Source organism: Photobacterium sp. GB-36, assembly GCF_003026135.1.
Taxonomy (GTDB): Bacteria; Pseudomonadota; Gammaproteobacteria; order Enterobacterales; family Vibrionaceae; genus Photobacterium.
The window spans coordinates 53,854-79,514 of the sequence record NZ_PYNY01000021.1; the positions used below are offsets into that span (position 1 = coordinate 53,854).

Below are 25,661 nucleotides of genomic sequence, written 5' to 3' on the forward strand. Positions count from 1 at the left end.
ATACCTGGTCTCAGATTATTGACGTTGACACTATACTTTTTTGGGTTGATAAAACCAATATTTGAGCAGGATATTTTCATTAAATGTGCTTTTCATTAGTTGGGTTTAATAAAAGCGATGCATATTTTGCATAACAACGAAAAAATTTCAGGGAAAGGTTAATATTGGAAATGTAAAGGTATTAAAAATAAAGCACTGAGACTATAAAGGGGGGCTAATACGACCTTTATAATGTTTGAACTAATGATTGATACATAAGTCTTGAATTAATTGAAGAAGCAATGCGGATATAACATTATTTATCAATGTATTATGTCTTTTGTTTTTAGAATGAAGTTAGTGCGCATTGATGAGTGTTAATTCATCATCTTTCAAATAAGAAAGATAAAAGAAAGCAATTTGAAACTCTATTTATAAGATAAGAATGTGTTGGCTATAAAGTGAGAGGTGATTAACCACTAAGGTTACTTTGCTCAGTATATTTAATGTATTAACAGTAAGATAGATTAAATAATAACTGGCTTATGAATATTTATGTTTATCTGATGTGCTAATTGTTCAAGAAATAGTAACTTGAGACTTATTCTGTGACATTCCTCAATTTTTTCTGGCTTTTTATCAAGTATTGCCTCACAATACGCCCCCTATTAGTCGAGGCCCGTGCTTGAGGTTGCTGTTGCAGAACCCGTATGTAGCAAAGGGGCCCCGTTTTTAAGTCGTTCATATATTGGGATCCCAATGCAAGAAACTGTAACAGAATTTCGCCAACTAGACTTGGCCGACACACTTCTATCTGCACTAGACAACATGGGCTTTGTAGCGCCAACGCCGATTCAGGCAGCGTCTATACCTCTACTACTAACTGGTACTGATGCCCTTGGTAAAGCGCAGACAGGTACTGGTAAAACAGCAGCATTCTCACTGCCTGTACTAAACAAAGTTGACTTATCTCAGCACAAACCACAAGCAATTGTTATGGCTCCAACGCGTGAGCTTGCAATTCAGGTTGCTGCAGAAATTAAAGTACTTGGTCAAAATATCAAAGGCCTAAAGGTTCTTGAAATTTACGGCGGTGCTTCAATCGTTGATCAAATGCGTGCACTTAAAAATGGTGCTCACATTATTGTTGGTACACCTGGTCGTGTTAAAGACCTTATCTCACGTAAGCAACTTCAACTAGACGAAGTACATACTTTTGTTCTTGATGAAGCTGATGAAATGTTGAAGATGGGCTTCGTTGACGATGTAACTTGGATCATGGAACAAGCACCAGAAACAGCACAGCGTGTGCTTTTCTCTGCAACTATGCCTCCAATCGTTAAAGAAATCGTTGATCGTTTCCTACGTAACCCTGCACGCATTGACGTTGCTGGTGAAAACCGTACTGTTGCGAAAGTAGAGCAGCAGTTTTGGGTTGTTAAAGGCGTAGAGAAAGACGAAGCAATGAGTCGTCTACTTGAAACTGAAGATACTGATGCATCAATCGTATTCGTTCGTACTCGTCAAGATACTGAACGTCTAGCTGATTGGTTATCTTCTCGTGGCTTTAAAGCTGCGGCACTTCACGGTGATATTCCACAGTCGCTACGTGAGCGTACTGTTGATCACATCAAACGTGGTGTTATCGATATTCTAGTTGCAACTGACGTTGTAGCACGTGGTCTTGATGTTCCACGTATTACTCACGTATTTAACTACGATATCCCGTTCGATGTTGAATCTTATATTCACCGTATCGGTCGTACAGGTCGTGCAGGACGTACTGGTAAAGCGATTCTACTCGTTCGCACAAACCAAATTCGTATGCTTCGTACTATCGAGCGTGTTACTAAGTCTCGCATGGAAGAGATTCAACTTCCTCTACGTGATTTAGTTGCTGCATCTCGTTTAAACCGTTTAGGCGAAGAACTAGCAGCACAAAAAGAACAAACAAGTGTAGAAGCGTTTGTTGAACTTGTAGAAAAACTACAAGAATCAATCGATGTTGATGCAGCAACACTAGCAGCAATGCTTCTTCAGCGTCAGCAAGGTAACCGTCCTTTATTCTATAAAGGTCCAGACCCAATGATCGCTGCTATCGAGCGTGAATCACAACGCCGTGAGCGTCGTGGTAACGATCGTGACCGCGGTGAGCGTGGCGAGCGTGGCGACCGTCGTGAGCGCGGTGAACGTCGTTCATACAACAATGCTGATTGGGATACTTACCAGTTACAAGTTGGTCGTGAGCAAGGTGTTCAAGTTAAAGACATCGTTGGCGCAATCGCAAACGAACTAGGCCTAAGCAAAGAGTTCATTGGTGCAATCAAACTTGCTCCAACGCATACTTTTGTTCAGCTTCCTAAGAAGATGACAGCAGAAGTAGCTTCTCAGCTTAAGAAACTACGCATTCGTCAAAATGATGTTAAAGCTGTAGTTGTTGAAGGCGAAGTTCTTCGTGAACACCGTCCTCGTAGCGGCAACCGTGATGGTAATCGTGACGGCAACCGTGGTGGCTACCGTGGTAACCGTGACGGTAATCGTGGTGGTGAACGTGGTGGTGAGCGTCGCTTTGACCGTAATCGTGGTAATGACACACGTGGTGGTTACCGTGGTAACCGTGATGGTGCACCTCGCACAGATCGCAAGCCTCGCACAGAAGCATAATTTATTCATTAAATTAGATTGCTAAATAAAAGCCGAGTTATTTAACTCGGCTTTTTTGTGTTTATCAATGTATGTTTGGATGAGATATATTGCCTGCAGTTAATGTTATCTTGATGTGGTATACATTTATATATATTAAGAACTTTCAGTCTTTAGTTTTAAAATTACCTAAGCGTTATAAGCTTTAGCTCTTACCATTTTTCGGTATTGATTCGGAGTAACATCGAATTCTTTTTTAAAGATGGTTGAGAAATGATAGGAATCTTTATAACCCACTTGTTCTGAAACATCATTGATTGTCATTCCAAAATCGCGCAGAAGTTCTTTCGCGGTAACCATTCGGATCTTTTGAAGATATTGGTGAGGAGCAAGTCCTACCTGATCTTTGAATTTACGATTAAAAGTGCGTAAAGGTAATTGGCAATGTTCTGCCATATTTTTTGCGGTGATCGACTTGCTCATATTGAGTCTGATCCAGTCTTGCGCTAAAGCAATTGATTCATCAAATTGTACCTGCCCTCCAATTTCATAAAACGGTTGATGATCAGATTTACTGATCTCATGCCCGTAATGTGTCTCTATCGTTTTAGCAATTTTCTGACCAAAATTATTTGTTATAAAGTACAGCACCATTTCTGTTTGTGAGTTAATACTTTCGGTGCAATAAAGTCCATTGGCCGAGGTGATTGATGCCTGCCTATTGAGTTTTACCTTTGGATATAATTGAGAGAATTTATCGTGAAAATACCAGTGAGTTGTGGCTGCTTGGTGGTCTAATAAACCCGTTTCAGCAAGCCAGATAGCGCCAGTTCCTGTCGCAATAATTTTGGCTCCATTCTGGTATTGCTTAATAAGCCAGTATGGAATTTCAGGATGTTTGGAGAGTGAAGCTAATGGGTTCCCCCACATAGGCGGCAATATAATGACATCAAATGACTCGTCATTTGCAAAGGTACAATCGGGTTGAATACGAATACCTGCAGTTAATTTGGGTGGTATTAGGCTAGGCGCTATCACTTTTATTTCAAATGGGCTCTCTTTTTGGCTTTTTCGGTCACGAAGGCTAGCAGCACTGGTGAGCATTTCAGCGCTTAGTGATATTCCTGTGATCAAAGCACGGTGATAGAGCACAAATCCAATTTTCATACTTTCCCTTGTGTGATCAGTATATTAGTTATGTTGCTTATTATTTTAATGCGCGGCACATATGGCAGTAATTTTGGCACATATATTAGGTGATAAACAATCTAATACTGTTATCCTGTTTTAAAACAGTGTTTAAATAAAAGTCAGGGATTTTAAATGGCAAAGTTACCGTTAATTGTAGGTTTAGGTGGCATCAATGCTGCTGGTCGTAGTTCAGGCTTTCATAGCTATAAATTGATGGTTGCTGATGTTCTTTCAGCTGATGTGATGGAATCAACATGGCAAGATCTTGCTTCTCGAATGGGATTGGAAACTGATAATAAAGTGACTGCTGAAGTTATTGATGCGATTAAGGCAGGTACATTTGTTCGTCGTATCGATTCTTTTGATCCTGATAATTTACTGTATCAATACAAAGCTAATTTAAATACAGACAACGATAAGATCTGTTTTACTTTACGTAAGTCGAAGTTGCCGACCAAAATCCCTGATAATTGGGAAGTCGTAGAGGATGGGAGCAAAGTACATATCACGGTTAATGGTAACCTTGATGCATTGATTGAAGATCGTGTTGCTTTCCCTGTTACCAGTGGCGGAAATATTCCCGCGGGTTTCAATCCAGCTTCATTATACAACTCACGTTTTCATCCTCGTGGACTTAGCTTAACCATCTATGGAGCATCTGATGCATTAAATTCATTAGGCGTTGAGTGGGATGAGATTCTTAAACATATTAAACCCGATGAAGTGTCAGTTTATGCGGGTAGTGGTTTAGCGCAAATTGATGAGAATTCATTGGGTGGTATGCTTGCAGCTTCTCTCACAGGTGGGCGTGTTAGCTCTAAAATGATGGCGTTGTCATTGGCTGAAATGCCAGCTGATTTTATCAATGGTTACGTGATTAATAGTATAGGGACAACTGGTACAAACATGGGGGCTTGCGCGACGTTTTTGTATAACCTACGCCAAGGTATGTATGACATTCAGCATGGTAAATCAAAAGTAGTGATTGTCGGTAATGCTGAAGCACCGGTGATACCTGAAATTATGGAAGGGTTCCGTGTTATGGGCGCACTGGCAGAAGATGCCCAATTAAAAGCGCTTGATAGCAGTGATGAGGTAGATAACCGCCGTGCATGTCGTCCATTTTCTGCCAATGCTGGCTTCACGATGGCTGAATCAGCACAATTTGTTGTGTTAATGGATGATGAATTAGCATTAAAACTTGGTGCAAACATTTACGGGTCAGTGGCTGATGTCTTCGTCAATGCTGATGCTAATAAAAAGTCGATTTCGGCACCCGGTGTAGGTAACTATGTCACGGTTGCAAAAGCTGCAGCACTAGCCAAAGCGATTTTAGGCGAAGAAGGCGTTAAGCAAACATTTGTTCAAGCGCATGGTACAGGGACGCCTCAAAACCGTGTAACAGAAAGTCATATTCTCAATGAAGTGGCTAAAACGTTTAATATTGATAATTGGCCAGTAACCGCAATCAAATCTTATGTTGGGCATTCAATGAGCGCGGCGGCTGGGGATCAGTTAGTCGCATCACTTGGTGTATGGCAACACGGCTGGATCCCGGGAATTAAAACCATTGACCATATTGCAGATGATGTTCATCACTCAAACTTGAATATATTAATGGATCATCAATTTGCTGGAGAGATGGGGCAAGATTACAAAGCGGTAATATTAAATGCTAAAGGGTTTGGTGGTAATAATGCTTCAGGTCTTGTTTTATCACCTAAGCAAACACTGACCATGTTAACGGCAAAACATGGACAGAATGTGATGGCTCGCTATTATCAGTCTAACCAAGCTATTTCCGATGTATCTTGTAGTAATGATAAAGCCGCTTGCTATGGGCAAGAAACCATTCGTTACCACTTTGGGGAGGCGGTGATGGATGAGAATTCAATCACCATGACACAAGATAGTCTACGTTTATCTGAATTTGAGCAAGCAATTGATTTGAGCACGGGAAATCCATACTTAGATTATATCTAATAAGTATATTTTCTCGCATTTCTGAAAGGGTAAGTTATTATTTGACTTACCCTTTTTAATATATGGAACATCAGTGTGAATAAGAATAAAGCAATAGTAATAGGGCTTGTGGGTGTAGTGTTATCACTTTTTACCTTACCGGCTTTCAGTGTTGAATGTCAGCAGAATACGGCCTCGTTACCGTTATGGGCAAATAGCCAACCAAGAAGTGCACTTTTGAGTTTTGTTGAAAAAGTAACAACAGAAGGAAGTAAGGATTATGTAAAACCTATTGATCGTATTGCTGTGATTGATAATGACGGTACATTATGGTCAGAAAAGCCAATCTATACTCAGTTCTTATTTGCCTTTGATCAAATAAAAAAGAAGAGTGCTAATCACCCAGAGTGGAAAACTACCACACCTTATAGCTGGGTTTTAAATAACAATACTGATGCGATCTTTAAAAAAGGCTGGGCTGCATTGTTGCCTATTTTAGAAACTTCGCAATCAGAGATGACACCAGCGGAATATAGCAAAGATGTAATTAACTGGCTTAAAAATAATCAATCGCCACGTTTTAAACGCCCTTATACATCGTTGGTGTTTCAACCAATGATTGAACTGATTGATTACTTACAAGCTAATCAATTTGATGTCTTCATTGTAACGGGCGGAGGTAGCTCTTTCGTTAAACCATGGAGCGAAGCGATATACCATATTCCAGCACAAAATGTGATTGGTACCGCTTTTGGTTATACTTATAAAGATGGTCAATTAGAGAAAAACAGCAAGCTGATTTACATTAATGATGGCCCACAAAAAGCGATCAACATTGAAACGATTATCGGAAAACGTCCAATTTTAGCTATTGGTAATTCAACTGGTGACGAAGCAATGTTGAAATGGACGACCTCTCAAAAAGGTATAAGTCTTGGTATGCTGATCCACCACACTGATGCAAAGCGTGAGTGGAAGTATGGCGCAAACTCGTTTGAGGGTAAGTTTACACCAGCACTGATGGAAGCGGCGAAACAAAATAAATGGCAAGTCGTTGACATGAAGAATGATTGGTGTCAAATCTATCCAACGCAATCACAACAGCGTGTCTTGCCATAAATAAAAAAAGCCGAGCATAATGATATGCTCGGCTTTTTATCGTTCTATTTTGAATCAAACACTAACAAAAAACTTATTTTTTAAGTGTCGTGATCTTCGTAGCTTTGCTATTGATAGCGCGGCGTAAACGTGCACGACGTTCAGCAGCAGATTGATCTTGTGTCGGGTTATTCTTTCTCCCTTCACGTTGACTGAAAGCAGGCTTTGAGTGCATACGCTCTAGTAAGGCATCGCGGCTTTTTGGTTCATAGCCAATTAATTGAACACGGTGGATACGTTGACCGATCAAGCGCTCAATTTGCACTAGTGTTAGCTCTTCTTCACGGCTAACAAAAGAAATGGCATTACCTTTTTGTCCTGCACGGCCTGTACGACCAATACGGTGAACATAATCTTCTGCAAGGAAAGGCATGTCGTAGTTAACAACATACGGCAGGTTTTGAATATCAAGACCACGGGCAGCAACTTCTGTTGCAACCATTACACGTGCTTTGCCTTCTTTAAACTCTTCCAATGCACGACGACGCGCGCTCTGTGCTTTATCACCGTGACAAAGTACTGCTTTAATACCGTCTAGTTTAAGCTCTTTAACCAGTTGATTCGCTGTTTCTTTGTAATTGACGAAAACGAGTACTTGTTTCCAGTTCTTTTTGCCAATTAATTCAGACAGCATTTCACGCTTGCGATCTTCATCAACAGGGTAAACCACGTGAGAGACGGTATCAGCTGTACTATTCTCAGGGGTTACCGTAATACGTTGTGGTTTATGAAGAATATCAGCAGCCAGAGCATTCATTTGTGCTGAAGACGTTGCTGAGAACAACATGGTTTGAGGCTTGGTTCGGATATCATCAAGGATCACACGGATCGCACCGATGAAGCCCATATCTAACATACGGTCTGCTTCATCGAAAACAAGGAATTCAAGGTTTGCTAGTGAAACATTGTTTAGTTCCATATGCTCGATCAGACGGCCAGGTGTAGCAACAAGAATATCAACACCTTGTTCTAGGCGTTTTTCTTGTGACGACATTTTTTTACCGCCAAAAACAGCAGTACAAGTGATGCTAGTGTATTTAGTGTAGTCGCTGATGTTATTTGCAATTTGCTCTGCCAGTTCACGAGTCGGTGCCAAAATTAGAGCACGAACATTGAAGCGGCTTTTTGATTTTGGTTTTTCAATTAATTTTTGAATAATTGGCAGTGAAAAAGCGGCAGTTTTGCCTGTACCTGTTTGTGCTAGTGCAAGAATATCAGCACCGCGACGTGCTTGAGGGATAGCTTTTTGTTGCACTGGTGTGAGTTTTTCATAACCGATTTCAGTTAATGCTTTAACTAAATCTTGAGAAAAACCTTGTGATAAGAATGACATGCTTTGTTCCTAAACTGTCGGCTATAGCCGATTACATTCATAAACTCAGTTGCTTATGAATGTAATCATCTTGCCGTTAAAATGGTCGCATATTATAGTTGATTTTAGGTTAATTCGCTATCTTAACGTAATATGTTAGTGGTTTTGAGTTATGCCTTTTTCATTTGTATTATTTATCAATTGACTTGATTTAAGGTTACTATTTTAGCAAACCATTATCAGAAGATGGCTTTATTAATATGTCAGGTCTTAAAATAAGCCTAGATAATATTAAGCCCACATATAGCTTAATACGATATGTGGGCTTTTATCATTTATTGCTATTGAGATTTAAACTTATTACTTAAATTCAGCTTTGCGCATACGGTTCAGCACAGCCATTACCTCAATGACACGAGGTTTCGACATTTCGCCGTATTTAGGCATCATATCAGCCCAGTTATCATGCAGCATGTTAGCAAATGCACGCGCAGGGACTTTTTCCCAACCTTTAAGTTGTGCAAGTTGGAACCATAAGTAACCAATAGCAAGTAACTGACTAGGATGAGCCACTTGTTCTAACGCTTGCAAATCAACGTATTCACGACCAAAGCGTAACGATGTTTTATCTTTCACTTGAATACGGAATTTTCCTTCTTCAAGTAACGCTTGCAGCGCGCTACGGTTTATTTGGCGTGTACGAGGACGAACAATCACTTCTGTACCTTCAGCTTTACGTCGGGTAGGGTGAGAAGCAACAACTTCACGTGCTTTATCTGTTACATCTACTGCTTCATAGTTATGCATCTGAATAACAGTATCGGCCACATCTAAATAGTCACCAGAGCCACCCATAACAAGCATTACTGAGATATCATGCTGATCGCGAAGTAAAGCGATACGGTCAACAAGTGGCGTAATTGGCTCATCATCTTTACAAATCAGTGCCTGCATGCGCTCATCACGGATCATAAAGTTTGATGCAGAAGTATCTTCATCAATCAATAATGCTTCAGCGCCAGCTTCGATCGATTCTTGTAACCAAGAAGCTTGTGAGGTTGAACCTGATGCATTTTGGCTAGTAAAGGCTGTGGTATCTTTACCCATAGGTAAGTTGCTGATGTAAGGCGATAGATCAACATTATGAACGCAACGACCATCTTCAGCGCGTATCTTAGCTGCATTATAATTGGTTACGACGTACTCACGACCATCACCAGGGATATGATCGTAAACAGAACGCTCAATGGCACTTAATAACGTTGATTTACCATGAAAACCACCACCAACAATTAAAGTAATGCCCTCAGGAATACCCATACCACGGATTTTACCTTTGTGTGGCGCTTCAAGCTCTACTGCTAGGTTATCAGGGCTTGTAAAAGGTACAGCGTTCGGAAGTGGTAAATCACTGTTACCCGCAAGGCGAGGAAGAATACTACCATCAGCAACAAAAGCTAATAGCTTATGTTCTTTTAACTGTGCGCGAAGTGCTACTTGATCTTCTGCTGCTTCACAGTGGGCTTTTAACTCTTCCATTGGTAATTCGCGTGCAATCGTTGCACGGCGGATCATTTTTGGTAGGTGGAAAGTTAATAGATTCATTGTACGCTTAGCAATGATGGTACGACCGTCAGCCGGAAGGTTTACACGAAAACGTAATTCGATACCTTCGTCATCAAATACCACCGCTGTACGGTCAAGGATCACCTGTCCTGGCATATCAATAAGTACTGCATTATCTTGTTGCGATAAATCTGCAAAAAAGCGAGCAATAAAATCTCGTGCTGCACATTGATAGACTGAAGATTTTTCACGTAACCATTCTAGATCGGTGAGTGACCATGCTCGACGGGCACGTACACGAGAAGCCGGCGCAAACGGGTCCGATTGAACGGTATCAATATAAAAGTCGAAATCAACGAAGTGGTATTCACCGCGCATACTCGTATAGCTGCGGTAATTATGACGGTCAATTTTATGGAGTTTGGCTTCGAGTAATTGCATATCGCCTCGATATCGTTCGTTATGGTGCACAGCACCTAAAATCTAGTGTGTTCGGGGGCTGGATATTACACTAAAGTCTGATAGTTAGCATGTAAACTTTAAACGAGATCACAATAATTAGTGCTTTTTCATTATGGCTTTAAATATGTTTTGTCCTTAGGTTTATAGTTTAGTTAATAAGATGTGACTTATAGTGAGGACTCATTCTTCGTGCTTAATACATTATTCGTTTATGGCACTTTGGCGCCAGAACAATCTAATGCCTATGTGCTTTCTGATTTGAAAGGTTCTTGGAAAAAAGCGAGCGCAATTGGATTTATTTACCCAAACGGTAAAGGAGCGACATTAGGTTATCCTGCTTTTGTACCGCAATCAGAAGGGGAACGTGTTCAAGGCTTACTCTTTACGTCTGATGAATTGACAACGCATTGGCAGCGTATTGATGATTTCGAAGGCGAGGGGTATGACCGTGTAGTGATCACCGTTATGCTTGACGATGGCTCTGAACAATCGGCATTTGTGTATCGTTTAAGTCCAAGTGAAATGTAAGTCAGTCTGGCAAGATTATAGAGATATAAAAAACAAGATCGCTATTAATAGCGATCTTGTTTTTAAATAAATTGGCTTATCGACGACCGAGAACCTTAATGCCAGCACTGCCATCTTCAGCACGGCCATGCACTTGAATATCTGTTACACAGCGCTCATAAGAGAATCGACGCCAATCTGTTTTTTCGTTTTTATCTAATTTGCGTTGAAACTGGAATACGCGCGAAGAGCCATTTTGAAATTTAAAGACGACTTTTGTTAAAAACACATCACGTTCAGCTTTAATCTGAATCGATTTAGTATTACGACAAAGTGGTACAGGGATCTTAGCGTGACTATTTTTAGCTTCAAGAAGAATAGTACGACCTAATGTAAATGTATCAGCTGAAGCTGTTGTTGAAAATGCCATCGTAGAAAGCATGATTGCAGCAGCCATTGTCGCTTTTAGTTTCATAAAGAAATCTCACAAGTAAAAACTGCATTGATTATAATGAGATAAATTCGAAATGGTTAAATAATGAGTTGTAAGTAACTGTAATTTAGTAATGCAGAACATATGTCAAATAGTTGGGTGTTTTTTGTTTTATTTTGGTTATATTGCCGTCACTTGAAAATCAGTTTGAGCAATAATGCATAAAAAGAAAAAACGTGGTGCCATCTGAAAGGAGATGACACCGTTAATTATTAATAGTTAGCCTGCTGAGCGACCACCAATACATTGGCTTAAGAAATTATCAACTTTTCTCGCAAGTTTCCTTGCTTGTCTTGGTGTTCCATAATGGTGACCAACATTATTCATTTCCCAGTACTGTACATTTTTTCCTGCTTTCTTTGCCGCTTCAACAAAACGACGAGATTGCTCTGGGATCACAACAGCATCACTGTCACCTTGAATGACCAACAGAGGTGCATTCATATTATTAACGAAATTGATTGGCGATTGCTGTGCACGCTGTTGTTTCATCTCTGGATCGTTGAAATCACCAATATAGTTTACCCAAATATCTTCATATCGCTTCCATGGTTCAGGGAAGTTTTTTACCATCAGCTCAAGATCTGATATGCCGAAAATATCAACACCACAAGAAAACTTATCTGGAGTCAGTGTCATGCCGACTAAGGTTGCGTATCCACCATAACTAGCACCCATAATTGCGACATTGTTCGGATCTGTTATTCCTTGTTTTACTGCCCAATTTACACCATCAATTAGGTCGTTATGCATAGCTTTAGAAAACTCACCATAGCCTGAAGATGTAAACGCATAGCCGTAACCTGTAGATCCCCTGAAATTAACTTGAATAACCGCATAGCCACGGTTGGCAAGTAATTGTGCCTCGTAAGAAAAGCCCCAGTAGTCGCGAGCATGTGGTCCACCGTGAACCAGTAATACCGTTGGAAGGTTATTGGCTTTAATACCCTTAGGTAGGGTGATATAACCGTTGAGGGTTAAACCATCTCGGCTCGTGAATTGAATGGGCTTTTGGCTGGCAAGAAACTGCGTGTAATTGTTTGATTTACTTTGTGATAAAAGTTCTTTCTTGTTGTTAGTTGTATCATATAGATAAATGTTATAGCCGTATTCATTATATTGCTTAACTGTGAATTTCTCATTTTTATTGTCAGTGCTAAAAATAAATATTCCATTTTTACCTTTTTGATAAAAAGTAGAGGCTAATTTTTTATAATTAGGGTTAAAAGTTATGATTTCTTGATAATTAGGATAACTGGCTGCTAATGCTGGAGCATGGTTATTGTCGTAGTAATATTTGTCTACATCAACAGTATCATTTGAATAAAGAGTATTAATGTCATTGGTTGCAAGATCTAGCTCAATAAGTTGAATCTTGTCTGAATTATTGTTAGCTAAAATAGTGAGGGTATTCTTGCTATGATTCATCTTAGCATTGGTAACCTTACCATTTTCACCTGCATCAAATAATAATTTATCAGTGCCGAATTGATATATTTTTCTGTTATCTTTTATATAAGCGAAAATTGAACCGCCTTTAACTCTGTCATCAATAATGAACCCATCTATTGTTAATTCTTTATCGACTTTAAATAATAATTTTTCTTTTTTTGTTTTAATATTTAAGCGGTATAAGTTGTACGCTTTAGCATTCCCACCGTTATGCCTTACAATAATATTTTCCGGATCGTTGCGTAATTTATCTACGACATGTATCTGGTTATCTTTATCATAAAAAGGGGTTAATTGCCGTGTTGGAAACTTCGTATCTAAAAAGAATATTTTAGATTTCATATCGTCAAAGTGAGGCACATAAATAAGGCGACGGCTATCAGGCATCCATTCGAAGAATGGAATCGAGCTGCTAAATTTACTAGTTTCACCGGTTTTTAAGTTCTTGAAGTGTAGCGCAGTATAAGGGTTACCATTGTTGTCGAAACTCTCTTTTAGCCAGGCCAATTTCTCACCATCAGGTGAGATTTTGTATGAGTGTGTACCGTTTTTTGCTGTAGTCAGAGCTTTAAAATCTAGCAAGATAGGTAGCTGTTGAGTTGTCAAAGACTGGTGCGTTGCTTCTTTGGGCTGTGCGCAACCAGAAATTAATAAAATCAGAGCAAAGCTTTGTATTATGAATATGATAAGTTTCATGATGTTCTCAATATAGCCAACTAAATATAAAAAGATAATAAATGCATTATTATGTCTTTATTGTGAATAATGAATGTTTTACATACTGTTTATAGTAAAATTGCGATCGGAATAGTGCTTATTTAAAATGCAGTGATAGGACTTAATATGCTTGTAATTTTGAGGTATACAGAGAAGGATCAAGAGGGTGTGAAAGCGGTGTCTTTATTTGAGGATCAAATTCTATTTGCCGCGACAGCAGATGACTTTTTAGAAAGTGAATCTGCAACAATGCATCTTTATGTGATTAAGTTGAACAGCCAAATAGTAGGTTTCTTTAAAATAGATATTGCTTACTCTCATGATGTGGATTTTTGCTCTGAAAATTGTATTGGTTTGCGAACCTTTGTTATAGACCAAAAATTACAAGGCAAGGGTATTGGTAAACAAGCATTAATGGTTTTATTTACTTATTTAGCGAAGAACTACTCAAATTATCAAAGGATTTATTTAACAGTAAATTGCAAAAATACAGTGGCAAAGCGTTGTTATGAAACGGCTGGCTTCACTTTTACAGGTGAGCGTTATCTAGGAGGTTTATTTGGGCCACAAGAAATCATGTATCATGATATTTAAGGTAGCCGAATAACGTTATTATTAATTGGTAGTATTTCACATTAGTCCTATTTGGAATAATAAGATGTAAGTCACATTCCTATGTGTATTGTTTTTATTTTTGCTTATATTTTGTGAGTTGGAGCACGCTTTTTATTTATTGCTAAAAAAGAGTTTTATTCGCTAATTTTTAGCTGGTTTACGGTTGCAAAGCTCTAAATAAAATCAAATGTAACCAAAAGTGAAATATTTTAAGCTTTATTTGTCGTATCTACTGGTCATATTGGCTGTTATGTTGCATTCTTAACCCATAATAAAGATTAAATATCCAATAAAAAAAGATAATTATACTTATTTGGTATTTATTGGTTACAGTTGCTAGATAAAATCCAAGGTACAAAATATGAATAGAGCCCAGCTAAAAAATATTGCTGAAAAATCGTTTTTCGCAATGTTCCGACAAAAAGCTGATGTATGTGATATTCAGGAAACCTTTTATGGTTGGGTTGTATTTCTTGCCACAGGGAAGGCAAAGATTGTTGTTAAATTTTCACGAGAAGTAGGTCGAATAAGTAAAGAAGTTGCGTGTTTACAGAAGTTACGTTGTATTGTGAGCTGTCCTGTACCGCAGATCTATTTATTTGGTCGTGAAGAAGGGTATGACTATATCGTGCTAGATTGGCTCGAAGGTCGACCTGCGAATGAATTACCCAATAATAAATTCGCGATAGAGACATTCCGTGAAGATTACACAGATATTTTACTCGCACTACATGAGCATAATCATCCACAAGGCTTTGAATTAAATAACGGAGGCTTTGACGGTGATTTTAATAATGCGTTCGATGACTGGATGAAAGATGTATATAGATACCTTTCTTGTTCAGTATCGCCATTTAGTTCAAAGATCAAAGATCAATATACTGAGCTATGGGAACGTCGTAGAGAAATATTAGCACCGATAGCTCATGAAGCGTCTTCTTTCGTACATGATGATTGTCATTTAGCGAATGTATTGTTTGATCCTAAGACGTTTAAAGTGGCGGGATTGCTTGATCCTTGTGATAGCGGTTTTAAACACCGTGAACTCGATGTGATCCATTTATTTGATGTGCGTGGTGATACGCATATCGCCGAACGCTATATTGAAAAACGTCAATTAGATGATGGCTTTAAAGCACGACGTTATTTCTTTAGTTTGTGGGATGATGCGAAACACAGTCGAAATATGGGTTGGTATGATGAAAACTGGTTAGCGAATAAGTTTAATAAGTTTGAAGCAGCCATGAGTATGCAATGAGTTTGAGGGAAATAGTTGCCTATTTCCCTTTGTAAGTATTATGTTTTGTAAGGTAGGGGTATAAAAGAAGAACGAAAAGGTTAACTTATGATGAATAAAGTAAGTCAAGTATCTGCGTTTGTTTTACTGTTAGTTAGTTATCAATCTGTGGCTGGTAATCATGTTACATCATCTAAGTTTCCTGTTTCTTTTATCCCAGATCTTTTGAGCCAGCCCTCTGATCTTTCTCTTCGTCATGCCAGTGATACTCAATTTAATGCTTCAAGAGATTTAATCCTTGCACATAACAGTACAAAATCAGCGAATTCATCAGTAAAGAAAGAAACTCAAGATGGGTTGTTTATTTTAGGACGGCATGAGTGGATCTTACTTGCGTCATCAACACAGTATTTTTCGGCTTATATTGATCCTCTATCAGAAAATTCACGCATTGGCGTAAGTGATTTAGTTGAATTTGAGCGTAATGGAAAAGATTGGGTTACGTTTAAACTGCTTGATAAAGAGTATAAATTTGCCATTCATGAAAAAGTTAAAGTACCGGACAAAAGCGATAAATCTTTACCTGTTGTAAAGTTAAGAACCAAACTTGGCGATATTAATGAAGAAATTGAATATGTGCTAATCAATGGCGGTAGCGGTATTGTATTGGGTGAGAACTTTTTACGTGATCTTGCGGTACAAAATAGAAAATATGATTATATTCAGGGGAGAGTAAAGAAATAAAGCGAAGCTTAAACTCTCTATTCCTATCCGAGACACTTCGCTTTTATGATTAATTATGCTTCAGCAATTACTTCGTAGCTGGTGAATTTACGAATGTTGATCACGCCAGTATCAAAGATCAGATATTGACCTTTAATTCCTTGCAAAATACCTTCAACCACAGGCTCTTTATCAAAGTTGTGTGAGCTAATCTTGGTTGGGAAGGCATCAACAGGAAAATGAATATCAACAATATCGTTATCAAGATATTCAATCGCATCTTCACCATATTCTGCAGTGATTTCTGCAAGACGAGCTTTTACTTCTGGTAATAAAACCGAGGCTTTTTCTGTTAAATCTATCTCAGCATTATCACCTTTGAGCATTGCACGCCAGTTGGTTTTATCAGCGACAAGCTCTGCAATAGCCACTTCCACTAAACCTGAAATTTGACGTGTTTTTACTTTTAGTACAGCAAGTGCCTGTGTGGCACCTTGATCAATCCATCGTGTCGGTAGTTGGCTATGTCGAGTAATACCCACTTTTAAACCCGAAGTATTTGATAGGTAAACATAGTGCGGCACCATGCAATTTTCTTCACCCCATTGTGGCTCACGGCACGTACCTTTGTCGTAGTGACAAGTTTCAGGTTTCATAATGCACATATCGCATGACGCTAATTTTTTCATACAAGGGAAGCAATGACCTTGAGAGTAACTTTTCTTGGTTTTTTTGCCACACGACTGGCAAAAAATATTGCCTGTATGAGTCAATTTAAGTGACTTACCAATCAAAGGGTTTAAATGCAGTTGTTGATCGCCGACAGGGAGATGATAGTCAACAACGTCATTTAACGTTGACTTCATTTTACTTAATGTTCCTTGCATACATTGCTCAGTAGTTTGTTTTTATAGTGCGGTGATTTTAGCAGGTGAAAGAGGGAAGCGGCTATAAAAGCGCAACGGAAAAATATGAATTCCCTCTTCGACGTTTTAAATCGGAGAGACAATCAGCAAAACAATCAGTGTTTATGGGTGAAATATGTAAATGGCATAAAGTAAAAAGTGATCGTTACCAAAAGCGAAGCGATAAACACTGGTGTATTTATTTGTGTGTTCTAATGTTAGAAATAGATAGCAAGCATCATCATGGAGAGAGTTATGCTCAATCGATTTTCACAAAATATCTCTTATGCCGTAATAAAAGAATTATCTTTAGCAAGGAAAGCGAGACGTAATAATGATGTGGTATTAGAGTTCAGCCATTTAGAAAACGCTCACGTTTTGGGACAACATTCTACTTACTGGCATACTAGAATCCATTGTCATATGCTGTATTGGGCACGACGTAATGGTGATAGCCAAGAGCTAAGAGGGCAGTTATTAAGAGTCTTTGGCGCATTAACTAAAACAGCTGTGGGTCTTGTGCCTGAAGGAAATACAGGGGGTAGTAATGTAAGCCCTTTTAAACGCTTACCTATTTCAGCTTTACAGCAACAAAAAATTATTCGCGCGAAACAAATGTAATACAGTTAATACGTTCAATGAGAAAAGGGCGACGCTGAACGGTGAAATGATTCTGAGATCTATTGCGAATAATGGCTATCGGATTTGATAGCCATTATTGAATATAACAGCGTAGTAGGAATTATATTAAACTTACGGGCGTTTGTTTTATGACGGCTCGCTGTTTTATTGCATGATAAACAAATACCACAATAAAGTTTATTGTCATTAATAATATAATTGTTGGTGCAGGAGCACTATCGATAAAGAAGCTAAGATAAACGCCTAAGAAGCAATTTATAATAGAAATGAATACCGATATTACCATCATGGTTTGAAAACGGCGGGTGAGCATAAAGGCTGTTGCTCCTGGCGCAATCAGCATTGAAATCACGAGTATCATGCCAACGGCTTTGAGTGCGGTAACAATCGCGAATGAGAGTAGGGCAAGCAATCCGTAATGTAATACTTTGGTCGGAAGTCCAATTGCTTGTGCATGTTGATGATCGAAAATAAGTAAGAGTAAATCTTTACCTTTAATAATACACAGTGATCCAACAATGAGTGCAATTACGCCTGCTTCTGTAATATCACGCCAACTCGCCCCAAGAGGATCACCAAATAGAATATGGTCTAAGTGAATATCTGTGTGAATTTTCGTCATCATTACAATGCCGAGCGCAAACATAGCTGAAAAAACAACACCCATAATTGTATCTTCTTTAATTCTGCTATTTTCTCTTAAATACCCTGTGGTTAACGCACAAAACATACCTGCGATAAAAGCACCAATTGTAAATGGAATTGATAAGATATAAGCAATAACAATCCCCGGTAAAACAGCATGGGAAATGGCATCACCCATTAAAGACCAACCTTTGAGAATTAAAAAACAAGAGAGTAATGCGGTTGGTATCGCGATAAAAAAAACAATCAGAAAAGCTTGCTGCATAAAAATAAATTCAAAAGGCGATAACAATGTCTCTATTAGATTAGCCATGTTGAACTCCTTTCGTTTGCTTAAAACGTTGTGCTTTTTTTAATGCTTGTTTGGTTTTTCTATACGTTGCTAATCGACCATATTTAGGCGCAAATATAAAAGCTAAACCAAAGAAAACAGTTTGTAATAACACGATGATCCCACCTGTTGCGCCATTGATAAAATAGCTAAGGTATGCACCAAGAAAAGCGCTGAACACACCAATAAATACACTGTAGATAATGACCATTGAGAAACGGTCAGACAGTAAATAAGCAGTTGCACCAGGTATTACAACCATAGCTATAACTAAAAAGGCGCCTACAGTTTGCAATGCGGCAACGGTTGAAGCACTTAAAATACTAAAAAATACAATTTTTAAAAATGTTGGTGATAACCCAATGGTTTTAGCATGGTTTTCATCAAAGAAAACAACCATGAAATCACGCCACTTTACACATAAAACGAAAAGAGAAAGGCAGCCAATGATGACAATTTGTAATGTATCTATAGGGGTTATTGCGAGAATATTTCCCATTACAATAGTTTGAATATTAACCGCACTAGGATAGAGCGAGACAAGAAATAAACCGAGCCCGAAGAAAGCAGTAAAAATTAAGCCAATAACAGCGTCTTCTTTTAATTTACTACGCTGGCTTAAAAATAACATACCAGCAGCCGCTAAACCGCCAGAAAAAAAGGCACCAAAAGAAAAGGGGAGGCCTATCATATAAGCGCCGGCAACACCGGGTACGATAGAATGTGATAGTGCATCACCAATAAGTGACCAGCCCTTCAGCATTAAATAACAGGAAAGAAAAGCACAAACGCCACCTATTAACGCACTAACCCACATGGCGTTGATCATATAGCTATATAAAAACGGCTCAAGTAATTGGTCCACGATTATCACTCCTTTTATTATTGACGGGAAAGGGAGCGAGATTGCTGTTCGCCATTTTCACCATACATAACAACAGGGCGTTCATGATCGGAAATAACCGATAATTTACGGCTATCGTCGTCTTCGTGAAGATCTTTCCCTGATAAAATGAAGTGGCGTAATACACCACCGAATGCGAGTTTTAAATTTTCAGGTGTGAAAATCTCGGTTGTTTCTCCTGACGCCAAAATGGTTTTGTTAATTAAAATTGTACGGTCACAAAAGTCAGGAATACTGCCAAGATTATGGGTAGAGACAAGCATGACTTTGCCTTCATTACGAAGTTCGCGTAACAATGCCATGATTTGATCTTCAGTTTGAACATCAACGCCTGTAAAGGGTTCATCGAGTAATATCACCTGACTTTCTTGCGCGAGTGCACGAGCAAGAAATACCCGTTTACGTTGCCCCCCAGAAAGTTCTCCGATTTGACGTTTACGAAAGTCAGTCATATTGACCCGCTCGAGAGCGATATTCACTTTTTCATGATCTATTTTTTTGGGGATACGCAACATATTCATATAACCATAACGCCCCATCATAACGACATCTTCAACCAGAACAGGGAAGTTCCAGTCTATATCTTCACTTTGCGGAACATAGGCTACCACATTACTTTTTAGCGCGTTTTTGACTGTATTATTAAGGATTTTCACACTACCTTGGCTGGTGGATACAAATCCCATAATGGCTTTAAAAAGTGTGGACTTTCCGCTGCCATTCATCCCGACTAGGGCTGCGATAGAACCTTGAGGAACGCTAAATGTGGCATTGTGCAGAGCAGTATGTCCGTTACGGTATGTAACTGTAATATTGTTTATATCTAATCCTATCATTATAAACTCAGCCCTTTAGCGATGGTTTGAGAGGTCACTTTAATTAGCTCTAGATAGGTAGGAACAGGGCCGTTTTTAGCACTCAACGAGTCAACATAAAGCACGCCTGCATAGTTAGCGCCTGTTTCTCTTGCGACTTGTTGAGCCGGTTTTGCTGAAACAGTACTTTCACTGAAAACCGCATCAATGTGATGTTGGCGAACAGCATCGATAAGTTGACGAACTTGTTGAGGCGTGCCTTGGGCATCAGCATTAATAGGCCATAGATACAGTTCTTTTAGTCCAAAATCACGAGCAAGATAGCTAAAAGCCCCTTCACTGGTAACAAGCCAACGCTTATCTACCGGTATGGTATTAATCTGATTACGAATAGGTGCAATTGTCTGCTTAATTTCTTGGGTATATTGTTGAGCGTTTTTATTATAAATACCCGAATTTTTAGGATCATGCTTAACCAGTGCTTGGCGAATATTTTCAACATAAATAATACCGTTTTCAGGTGACATCCAAGCATGAGGGTTAGGTTTACCGTTATAAGGGCCCTGAGTAATACTTAACGGCGTGATATTTTCAGTTACCGTTACAGAAGGAACATCATGGAGGTTTTGGAAAAACTTATTAAACCACAGTTCTAAATTTAAACCGTTATAAAGTATTAAATCGGCACCTTGTGCCCGTTTAAGATCGCCAGGTGTTACTTGATAATTATGAATTTCCGCATTGGGTTTAGTAATAGATTCAACAATAGCGGCGTCACCTGCGACATTTTTTGCCATGTCAGCAATGATTGTGAATGTTGTAATTACTTTAAACTTATCATTAGCATGGCTGACTGTACTCATAAACAGTCCAACAGATAGCAGTACAGCATTTGTCACGTATCGTAATCGTTGCTTTTGATGAAAGTTCATCCTTTTTATCCCTATAAAGAAAGTAATTTAAATTTTTCAAAGTTATAACAAACGCAATCTTTAAATGCAATTGATAATTATTATCAATAAGGTGTTTCTTGCTTTTGTCGGCTTTTAAGGTTGTTTGTATATATTCAATCGGTATATTGGATTGATAACTAATAGTATTTATTGTTGATGAGTAAGGGGAGACGATGAAAAAAAGCGTATTGATAACAGGAGCTAATCGGGGTATTGGCCTAGGGCTAGTGAAGCAGTATTTATCGCAAGGCTGGTTGGTTCATGCAACCTCGAGAACATTAGAAACAGCGGTAGATCTGCAAGATCTTGCTAGCCATAACGCTGATCTCATTATTCATTCATTAGACGTAACCAATTACGAGCAGCTTGATCAGCTAGCCACGCGATTACCAAGCCTCGATCTTGTGATAAATAATGCTGGTTATTATGGTCCAAAAGGCTACGGCTTTGGTCAGACTGATGTTGAAGAATGGCGTCGTGTTTTTGAAATAAATACGATTGCACCCTTAAAATTAATAGAAAGCTTGTACTCATTACTCAAAAGTGGCACTACAAAAAAAATAGCCTGCATATCTTCAAAAGTTGGCAGCATGGAAGAGAACACTTCAGGTGGTGGTTATATTTATCGTTCATCAAAAGCAGCACTTAATTCAGTAGTAAAAAGTTTAAGCAATGATCTTCGTGACGAGGGGTTTACGGTTATTGCTTTACATCCTGGTTGGGTGCAAACAGAGATGGGTGGCCCTAATGCACTTATTGATATAGAAACTTCAGCTAAAGGATTGTTTGATGTTATTGAACATACTTCAGTAAACCATTCAGGGGAGTTTATAAACTACGACGGCACACGTATCGCGTGGTAATTTAATTGAACAAAAAGGAGTGTACTAATGGAAAATATCATTATTCGACATAGCGAAGATAAAGATATTATGGGTGTTAAAGCTATTTATGAATCTGAAATTGCCTATGGCGGTACACTTCAACTCCCATTTCCTTCACTCGATCGTTGGACGTCTCGATTGTCGAATTTACCTCAAGGCTGTTATAGCTTGGTAGCGGAATATGAGGGAGAAATTGTCGGGCAACTTTTGTTGATATGGTTGCTGCTAACTAAAACTTATCAATTAATATACGATTCTTTTCTCTATCTTAAGTTTTACTTAACACATTACATCTGGTGTTAGCAAAACGAAACCACAAACAATTAAGCTCTCTTATTAACACTCTTTATATTGAATGAATAGTGATTAAATATTCATTTTAGAGTGGATAAGAAATTTTTCCTATCGTTTATAATAGTCTGTCTTCACGAATAGTCCGTCTTCTGCTCTAACTCGTTTCTGCCCCAAAACGTGTTATCAAATACTCATTCATATCTTATTAACGTGATTTTTAGATTAGTTTTATTTGCTGTATATAAATCACAGTTATAATGAAACGCAGTGACTTTATCGCTTTAGTTCTGTTTTTAATAAGACTGATTAAATACAATTCTGATTTTTACAGCTTCTTTCAAATCGGTAGGTGTAAGAAAATTCTACTAAGCTCATAATATATATAGATTATATCGAGTATAATATCTGTACTTTATAAGTATATTTTTGCGTAAAAGTAAGAATACTAATTAATATACTGTTTACTTATATTTTGAGATTTGTACTTATGGGAAGAGTTAAAAACTATTGGATGGAGGAGGAGGAAAGAGGTTTCTACTCCGTTGGTGATAAATTTCTATGCTCTGTATGTATAGGTGATGAAGATTTAGCCAGCTTCGTGCGTAAAAAAGGCCGTAGAGGAGAGTGTAGCTATTGCGGTAATAAGATGCGGAACGTAGTTCACTTCGATTTAATGATGGAGCACTTCCTCTCATGTGTATTTCAGGAATATGGGGACCCGAATAATGTTGGGGTTGCATGGGATCGTGGCTGGTGTGGTGACGTTTTTGATTCAGACGATTTGCTTGCAAATATCTCTATTCCGATTGAAAACATGGAGCTGCAAGATGACATTATTTCCTCTTTGGGGGATAAACAATGGTGTAAGCAAGACTTTTATCAATTGTCACCTTCGCAAGCTTATAGCTTCGGTTGGAAAAGGTTTGTTGACTTAGTAAAGCACAAATCACGTTACTCCTTTTATCGTTCAGTCGAAGAAAAAGATTGTCTGGGGTATGAAGAGATTCCTGCGCAATATTTCATGGACTCGCTTAGTGGAATTATTGATTCTTTAAACCTCTATAAAACACTGCCTGCTGGCAGCAATGTATTACGAGTTCGAGTTCATCCGCGAAAGGAAAAGTTAACTAGTGCCAAACAATTAGGTGCCCCGCCAGTAGAGTATGCCGTTTACGCCAACAGAATGAGTCCCTCTGGTATCTCTATGTTTTATGGAGCATTTGATAGGCGAACAGCGATCGCAGAAACATATGAGCTAACTAATGATGACAAAGTGGCTACAGTTGGAAGTTTCAAAATAACCAGAGATGTACGAATAGTTGATTTCAGTAAATTACCAAGTTTTAAGGGTTTCTTTAGTGGGGTGGATAGAAGCTATCGCCATAAACTGAAATTTATTTATGAGTTTCTAGATGACTTTACTGCTCCTGTATCAAAGGATGGTCTTGAGCATGTTGATTATGTACCGACACAGGTAGTAAGTGAACATTTTAGGTATATCCATACAACATCAGATAAAAACAGAATTGACGGCATTATTTATCCTAGCTCCAAGTTAAAAGGAAAAAAAGCAATAGTAATTTTTTGCGATAGCAGTGATTGCGTAGAACAGTCTGAAGATAAAGGCTTATTGAAGCTTGCTAATGTGAAAAGAATTAACCCTAAATCGTACATATAAATATAACAAATAAGGATATGTGTCGCGAAGCCGACACCTATCCGAAGTGTTGGACAAGCCCAAGCCACCTTATATAAGTAAATATTGGAAATATCATGAAGGGTGATGACAAAAAGAAGTCGAGCGTTATCCTTGGTGTGAACCAATCATTTTAATACTCTGATTTATAATAAAATCCTCTTTAATTATGAAGCGTGAAAGCCATTATCCTTATTATTGAACGTCGGTTATCTGGGTCGAAATATCCCCGTTAATTGCATGACATGTTGGCAGCAGGGGCAAAAGGGTTGGGCTTTTATACGTACCGTTTTATTCGGTGAGGGCAACGTTAGTTGCCCGGCTATCATGAACATAAATTGGATTGCTTGAAGCAGCTTCTTTTCATGACCCCGCAGCAGACCATAATCACGTATTCGACGAAATCCTTTTGGTAACACATGTTGCAATATCAACCAGAGAAATTGCAACACAGGTAACGTGCGTGTCTTCATCGTTTGAGTTTGGCTATCTTTATAACGAAATGTCACCTGTTCATTATTGATATACAGAATGTCTTTATCCGCAATTACCCCTCGATAAAGGTATGTCGATAAATACAATAATGCAGGCTTTCCTTGCCCTACATGCCGACAATCAACCACCCACTTTTTCGTGATGTGATCGGGTAACGCCCACTTTAGTTCAGTAGTGAGATAGGCTAACAATCTTGCTCGCCATACTTTTGCGAGAGCAAATGCATTAAAGAGGTAGTGGTTTTTACAATTTTTCCATTGTCGTTTCTTGTCATCAAAGCCACCGCCAGTGATCACCATATGAATATGAGGATGTAAATCTCGACGCCGATTATGAGTGTGTAAAACAGAAGTAAAACCGATGCGATTACCAAGGTATTTATCATTGTTAGCGAAGCTTTTTACTACACTGGCAGTCACAGTAAACATGGCTTGATAGAGTGCTTTAGGATGTTTTTTTGCCAGACATCGAAGCTCAGTTGGCAGCGTGAATGTCACCATAAAGTAATCAACAGGCAACAATTTCTGTTGCTGCTTTGCTAACCAATCGGATGTTGTTTGGTGCTGACACTGAGAACAATGACGGTGTCCACAAGACATCGCATATTCAGATTGATGTTCGCAATGCGAACATTGCCAGCGACTATGTCCTTGTTTTTCAGTGTGACACGTGAGTATCGCTTTCATGGCATAACGTATATCGTGATTGATCTGGGTTGAGTACGTAGCACAAAAGTCATCGTAATAATCGCGCAATAATGATTGAAAAGTCATAGGTTCAGTTCCCATGATAGCGTTAAATCATTAGTGAGTTGATTAATGGTTGTTGTCGTGTTTTTACGGGAGATGTCGGTCAGATGGGTGTACTTAGCGGTCGTATTTAAACTGTTATGACCTAATAAATGCTGCACTGAACGTAAATCTAAGCCTCGTTCTAACAGGTGAGTGGCATAGCTATGACGTAAATTATGAGGACTGATAGATTTCGTGATCCCACAGCTTTTAATGACGGCTTTCATTGCTTTTTGAACGCCACCGCGATCCATCACGGTATGGTTAACATTGAACGGTGAAGGAAAAA

At 38.7% G+C, this 25,661-nt stretch carries 23 protein-coding genes; 11 read left to right on the plus strand and 12 right to left on the minus strand.

Annotated features, from left to right (window positions below; translation table 11 throughout):
• Positions 1-738: 738 nt before the first annotated feature.
• A complete protein-coding gene (locus C9J46_RS16495) occupies positions 739-2,643 on the plus strand; it encodes a DEAD/DEAH box helicase (protein WP_107206853.1) in 1,905 nt (634 codons plus the stop codon).
• 168 nt (positions 2,644-2,811) lie between these two features.
• Here C9J46_RS16495 and C9J46_RS16500 read toward each other — a convergent pair whose 3' ends face one another.
• Positions 2,812-3,789: a GlxA family transcriptional regulator gene (locus tag C9J46_RS16500; RefSeq protein ID WP_107206854.1), complete on the minus strand. Its 978-nt coding sequence runs from the start codon at positions 3,787-3,789 to the stop codon at positions 2,812-2,814.
• Positions 3,790-3,945: 156 nt separating this feature from the next.
• On the opposite strand from C9J46_RS16500, the gene C9J46_RS16505 reads away from it, so the two are divergent.
• Both C9J46_RS16505 and C9J46_RS16510 read left to right on the plus strand, forming a co-directional pair.
• A complete protein-coding gene (locus C9J46_RS16505) occupies positions 3,946-5,796 on the plus strand; it encodes a beta-ketoacyl synthase (RefSeq protein WP_107291242.1) in 1,851 nt (616 codons plus the stop codon).
• A 75-nt stretch (positions 5,797-5,871) separates the two neighbouring features.
• Entirely contained in the window at positions 5,872-6,894 is a 1,023-nt protein-coding gene (locus tag C9J46_RS16510; protein WP_233217792.1) for an HAD family phosphatase, read from the plus strand.
• Between the two features lie 73 nt (positions 6,895-6,967).
• Here the strand turns inward: C9J46_RS16510 and C9J46_RS16515 are convergent, their stop codons facing one another.
• Positions 6,968-8,266, minus strand: coding sequence for a DEAD/DEAH box helicase (locus tag C9J46_RS16515; RefSeq protein WP_107247257.1), 1,299 nt, complete (start codon positions 8,264-8,266; stop codon positions 6,968-6,970).
• Positions 8,267-8,605: 339 nt separating this feature from the next.
• Positions 8,606-10,252: an ABC-ATPase domain-containing protein gene (locus C9J46_RS16520; protein ID WP_045127646.1), complete on the minus strand. Its 1,647-nt coding sequence runs from the start codon at positions 10,250-10,252 to the stop codon at positions 8,606-8,608.
• A 210-nt stretch (positions 10,253-10,462) separates the two neighbouring features.
• On the opposite strand from C9J46_RS16520, the gene C9J46_RS16525 reads away from it, so the two are divergent.
• The gene (locus C9J46_RS16525; RefSeq protein ID WP_107206857.1) at positions 10,463-10,801 is read left to right on the plus strand and encodes a gamma-glutamylcyclotransferase family protein; all 339 of its coding nucleotides are present in this window, start codon (positions 10,463-10,465) and stop codon (positions 10,799-10,801) included.
• Between the two features lie 76 nt (positions 10,802-10,877).
• On the opposite strand, the gene C9J46_RS16530 is transcribed toward C9J46_RS16525, so the two are convergent.
• Together C9J46_RS16530 and C9J46_RS16535 are read right to left on the minus strand one after the other, a co-directional pair.
• Entirely contained in the window at positions 10,878-11,255 is a 378-nt protein-coding gene (locus C9J46_RS16530; RefSeq protein ID WP_005364537.1) for a DUF2541 family protein, read from the minus strand.
• Between the two features lie 237 nt (positions 11,256-11,492).
• The gene (locus C9J46_RS16535; RefSeq protein ID WP_107291243.1) at positions 11,493-13,421 is read right to left on the minus strand and encodes a S9 family peptidase; all 1,929 of its coding nucleotides are present in this window, start codon (positions 13,419-13,421) and stop codon (positions 11,493-11,495) included.
• 147 nt (positions 13,422-13,568) lie between these two features.
• Between C9J46_RS16535 and C9J46_RS16540 the strand changes: the two genes are divergently transcribed.
• The 3 genes from C9J46_RS16540 (at position 13,569) to C9J46_RS16550 (ending at position 16,038) form a co-directional block, all read left to right on the plus strand.
• Positions 13,569-14,036 (plus strand): GNAT family N-acetyltransferase, encoded by a 468-nt coding sequence (locus C9J46_RS16540; RefSeq protein WP_107206859.1) that lies wholly within the window; start codon positions 13,569-13,571, stop codon positions 14,034-14,036.
• A 382-nt stretch (positions 14,037-14,418) separates the two neighbouring features.
• Positions 14,419-15,315 (plus strand): phosphotransferase, encoded by an 897-nt coding sequence (locus C9J46_RS16545; RefSeq protein ID WP_107206860.1) that lies wholly within the window; start codon positions 14,419-14,421, stop codon positions 15,313-15,315.
• 87 nt (positions 15,316-15,402) lie between these two features.
• Positions 15,403-16,038 (plus strand): RimK/LysX family protein, encoded by a 636-nt coding sequence (locus tag C9J46_RS16550; protein WP_233217793.1) that lies wholly within the window; start codon positions 15,403-15,405, stop codon positions 16,036-16,038.
• A 53-nt stretch (positions 16,039-16,091) separates the two neighbouring features.
• Here C9J46_RS16550 and C9J46_RS16555 read toward each other — a convergent pair whose 3' ends face one another.
• Positions 16,092-16,904, minus strand: a complete 813-nt coding sequence (locus C9J46_RS16555) for a DUF2797 domain-containing protein (RefSeq protein WP_107206861.1) — start codon at positions 16,902-16,904, stop codon at positions 16,092-16,094.
• Between the two features lie 273 nt (positions 16,905-17,177).
• Here C9J46_RS16555 and C9J46_RS16560 point away from each other — a divergent pair, with 273 nt between their 5' ends.
• Positions 17,178-17,543, plus strand: coding sequence for a DUF3703 domain-containing protein (locus tag C9J46_RS16560; protein ID WP_107291244.1), 366 nt, complete (start codon positions 17,178-17,180; stop codon positions 17,541-17,543).
• Between the two features lie 121 nt (positions 17,544-17,664).
• Here the strand turns inward: C9J46_RS16560 and C9J46_RS16565 are convergent, their stop codons facing one another.
• Genes C9J46_RS16565 through C9J46_RS16580 form a run of 4 tightly spaced genes read right to left on the minus strand, consistent with a single transcriptional unit; the run spans position 17,665 to position 21,191 of the window.
• Entirely contained in the window at positions 17,665-18,522 is an 858-nt protein-coding gene (locus C9J46_RS16565; RefSeq protein ID WP_107261659.1) for a metal ABC transporter permease, read from the minus strand.
• Positions 18,515-19,405: a metal ABC transporter permease gene (locus C9J46_RS16570; protein ID WP_107247262.1), complete on the minus strand. Its 891-nt coding sequence runs from the start codon at positions 19,403-19,405 to the stop codon at positions 18,515-18,517. The genes C9J46_RS16565 and C9J46_RS16570 overlap by 8 nt, the downstream gene beginning before the upstream one ends.
• 17 nt (positions 19,406-19,422) lie before the next feature.
• The gene (locus C9J46_RS16575; protein ID WP_107291245.1) at positions 19,423-20,280 is read right to left on the minus strand and encodes a manganese/iron ABC transporter ATP-binding protein; all 858 of its coding nucleotides are present in this window, start codon (positions 20,278-20,280) and stop codon (positions 19,423-19,425) included.
• Complete coding sequence (locus C9J46_RS16580; protein WP_107291246.1) at positions 20,280-21,191, minus strand: metal ABC transporter substrate-binding protein; 912 nt, start codon at positions 21,189-21,191, stop codon at positions 20,280-20,282. The genes C9J46_RS16575 and C9J46_RS16580 overlap by 1 nt, the downstream gene beginning before the upstream one ends.
• A 194-nt stretch (positions 21,192-21,385) precedes the next feature.
• On the opposite strand from C9J46_RS16580, the gene C9J46_RS16585 reads away from it, so the two are divergent.
• The 3 genes from C9J46_RS16585 (at position 21,386) to C9J46_RS16595 (ending at position 24,068) form a co-directional block, all read left to right on the plus strand.
• Positions 21,386-22,075: an SDR family oxidoreductase gene (locus tag C9J46_RS16585; protein WP_107247265.1), complete on the plus strand. Its 690-nt coding sequence runs from the start codon at positions 21,386-21,388 to the stop codon at positions 22,073-22,075.
• 27 nt (positions 22,076-22,102) lie between these two features.
• On the plus strand, positions 22,103-22,399 hold the full coding sequence (locus C9J46_RS16590) for a hypothetical protein (protein ID WP_233217794.1): 297 nt from the start codon (positions 22,103-22,105) through the stop codon (positions 22,397-22,399).
• A 478-nt stretch (positions 22,400-22,877) separates the two neighbouring features.
• Positions 22,878-24,068 carry a HEPN-associated N-terminal domain-containing protein gene (locus C9J46_RS16595; protein ID WP_107291247.1) on the plus strand — a complete coding sequence of 397 codons (1,191 nt, stop codon included), beginning with the start codon at positions 22,878-22,880 and terminating at the stop codon, positions 24,066-24,068.
• 227 nt (positions 24,069-24,295) lie between these two features.
• On the opposite strand, the gene C9J46_RS16600 is transcribed toward C9J46_RS16595, so the two are convergent.
• Both C9J46_RS16600 and C9J46_RS16605 read right to left on the minus strand, forming a co-directional pair.
• Positions 24,296-25,354, minus strand: a complete 1,059-nt coding sequence (locus C9J46_RS16600) for an IS91 family transposase (RefSeq protein ID WP_107291248.1) — start codon at positions 25,352-25,354, stop codon at positions 24,296-24,298.
• The coding region (locus C9J46_RS16605) for a tyrosine-type recombinase/integrase (RefSeq protein WP_146144668.1) at positions 25,351-25,661 on the minus strand (311 nt) is incomplete at its 5' end. The genes C9J46_RS16600 and C9J46_RS16605, both read right to left, overlap by 4 nt.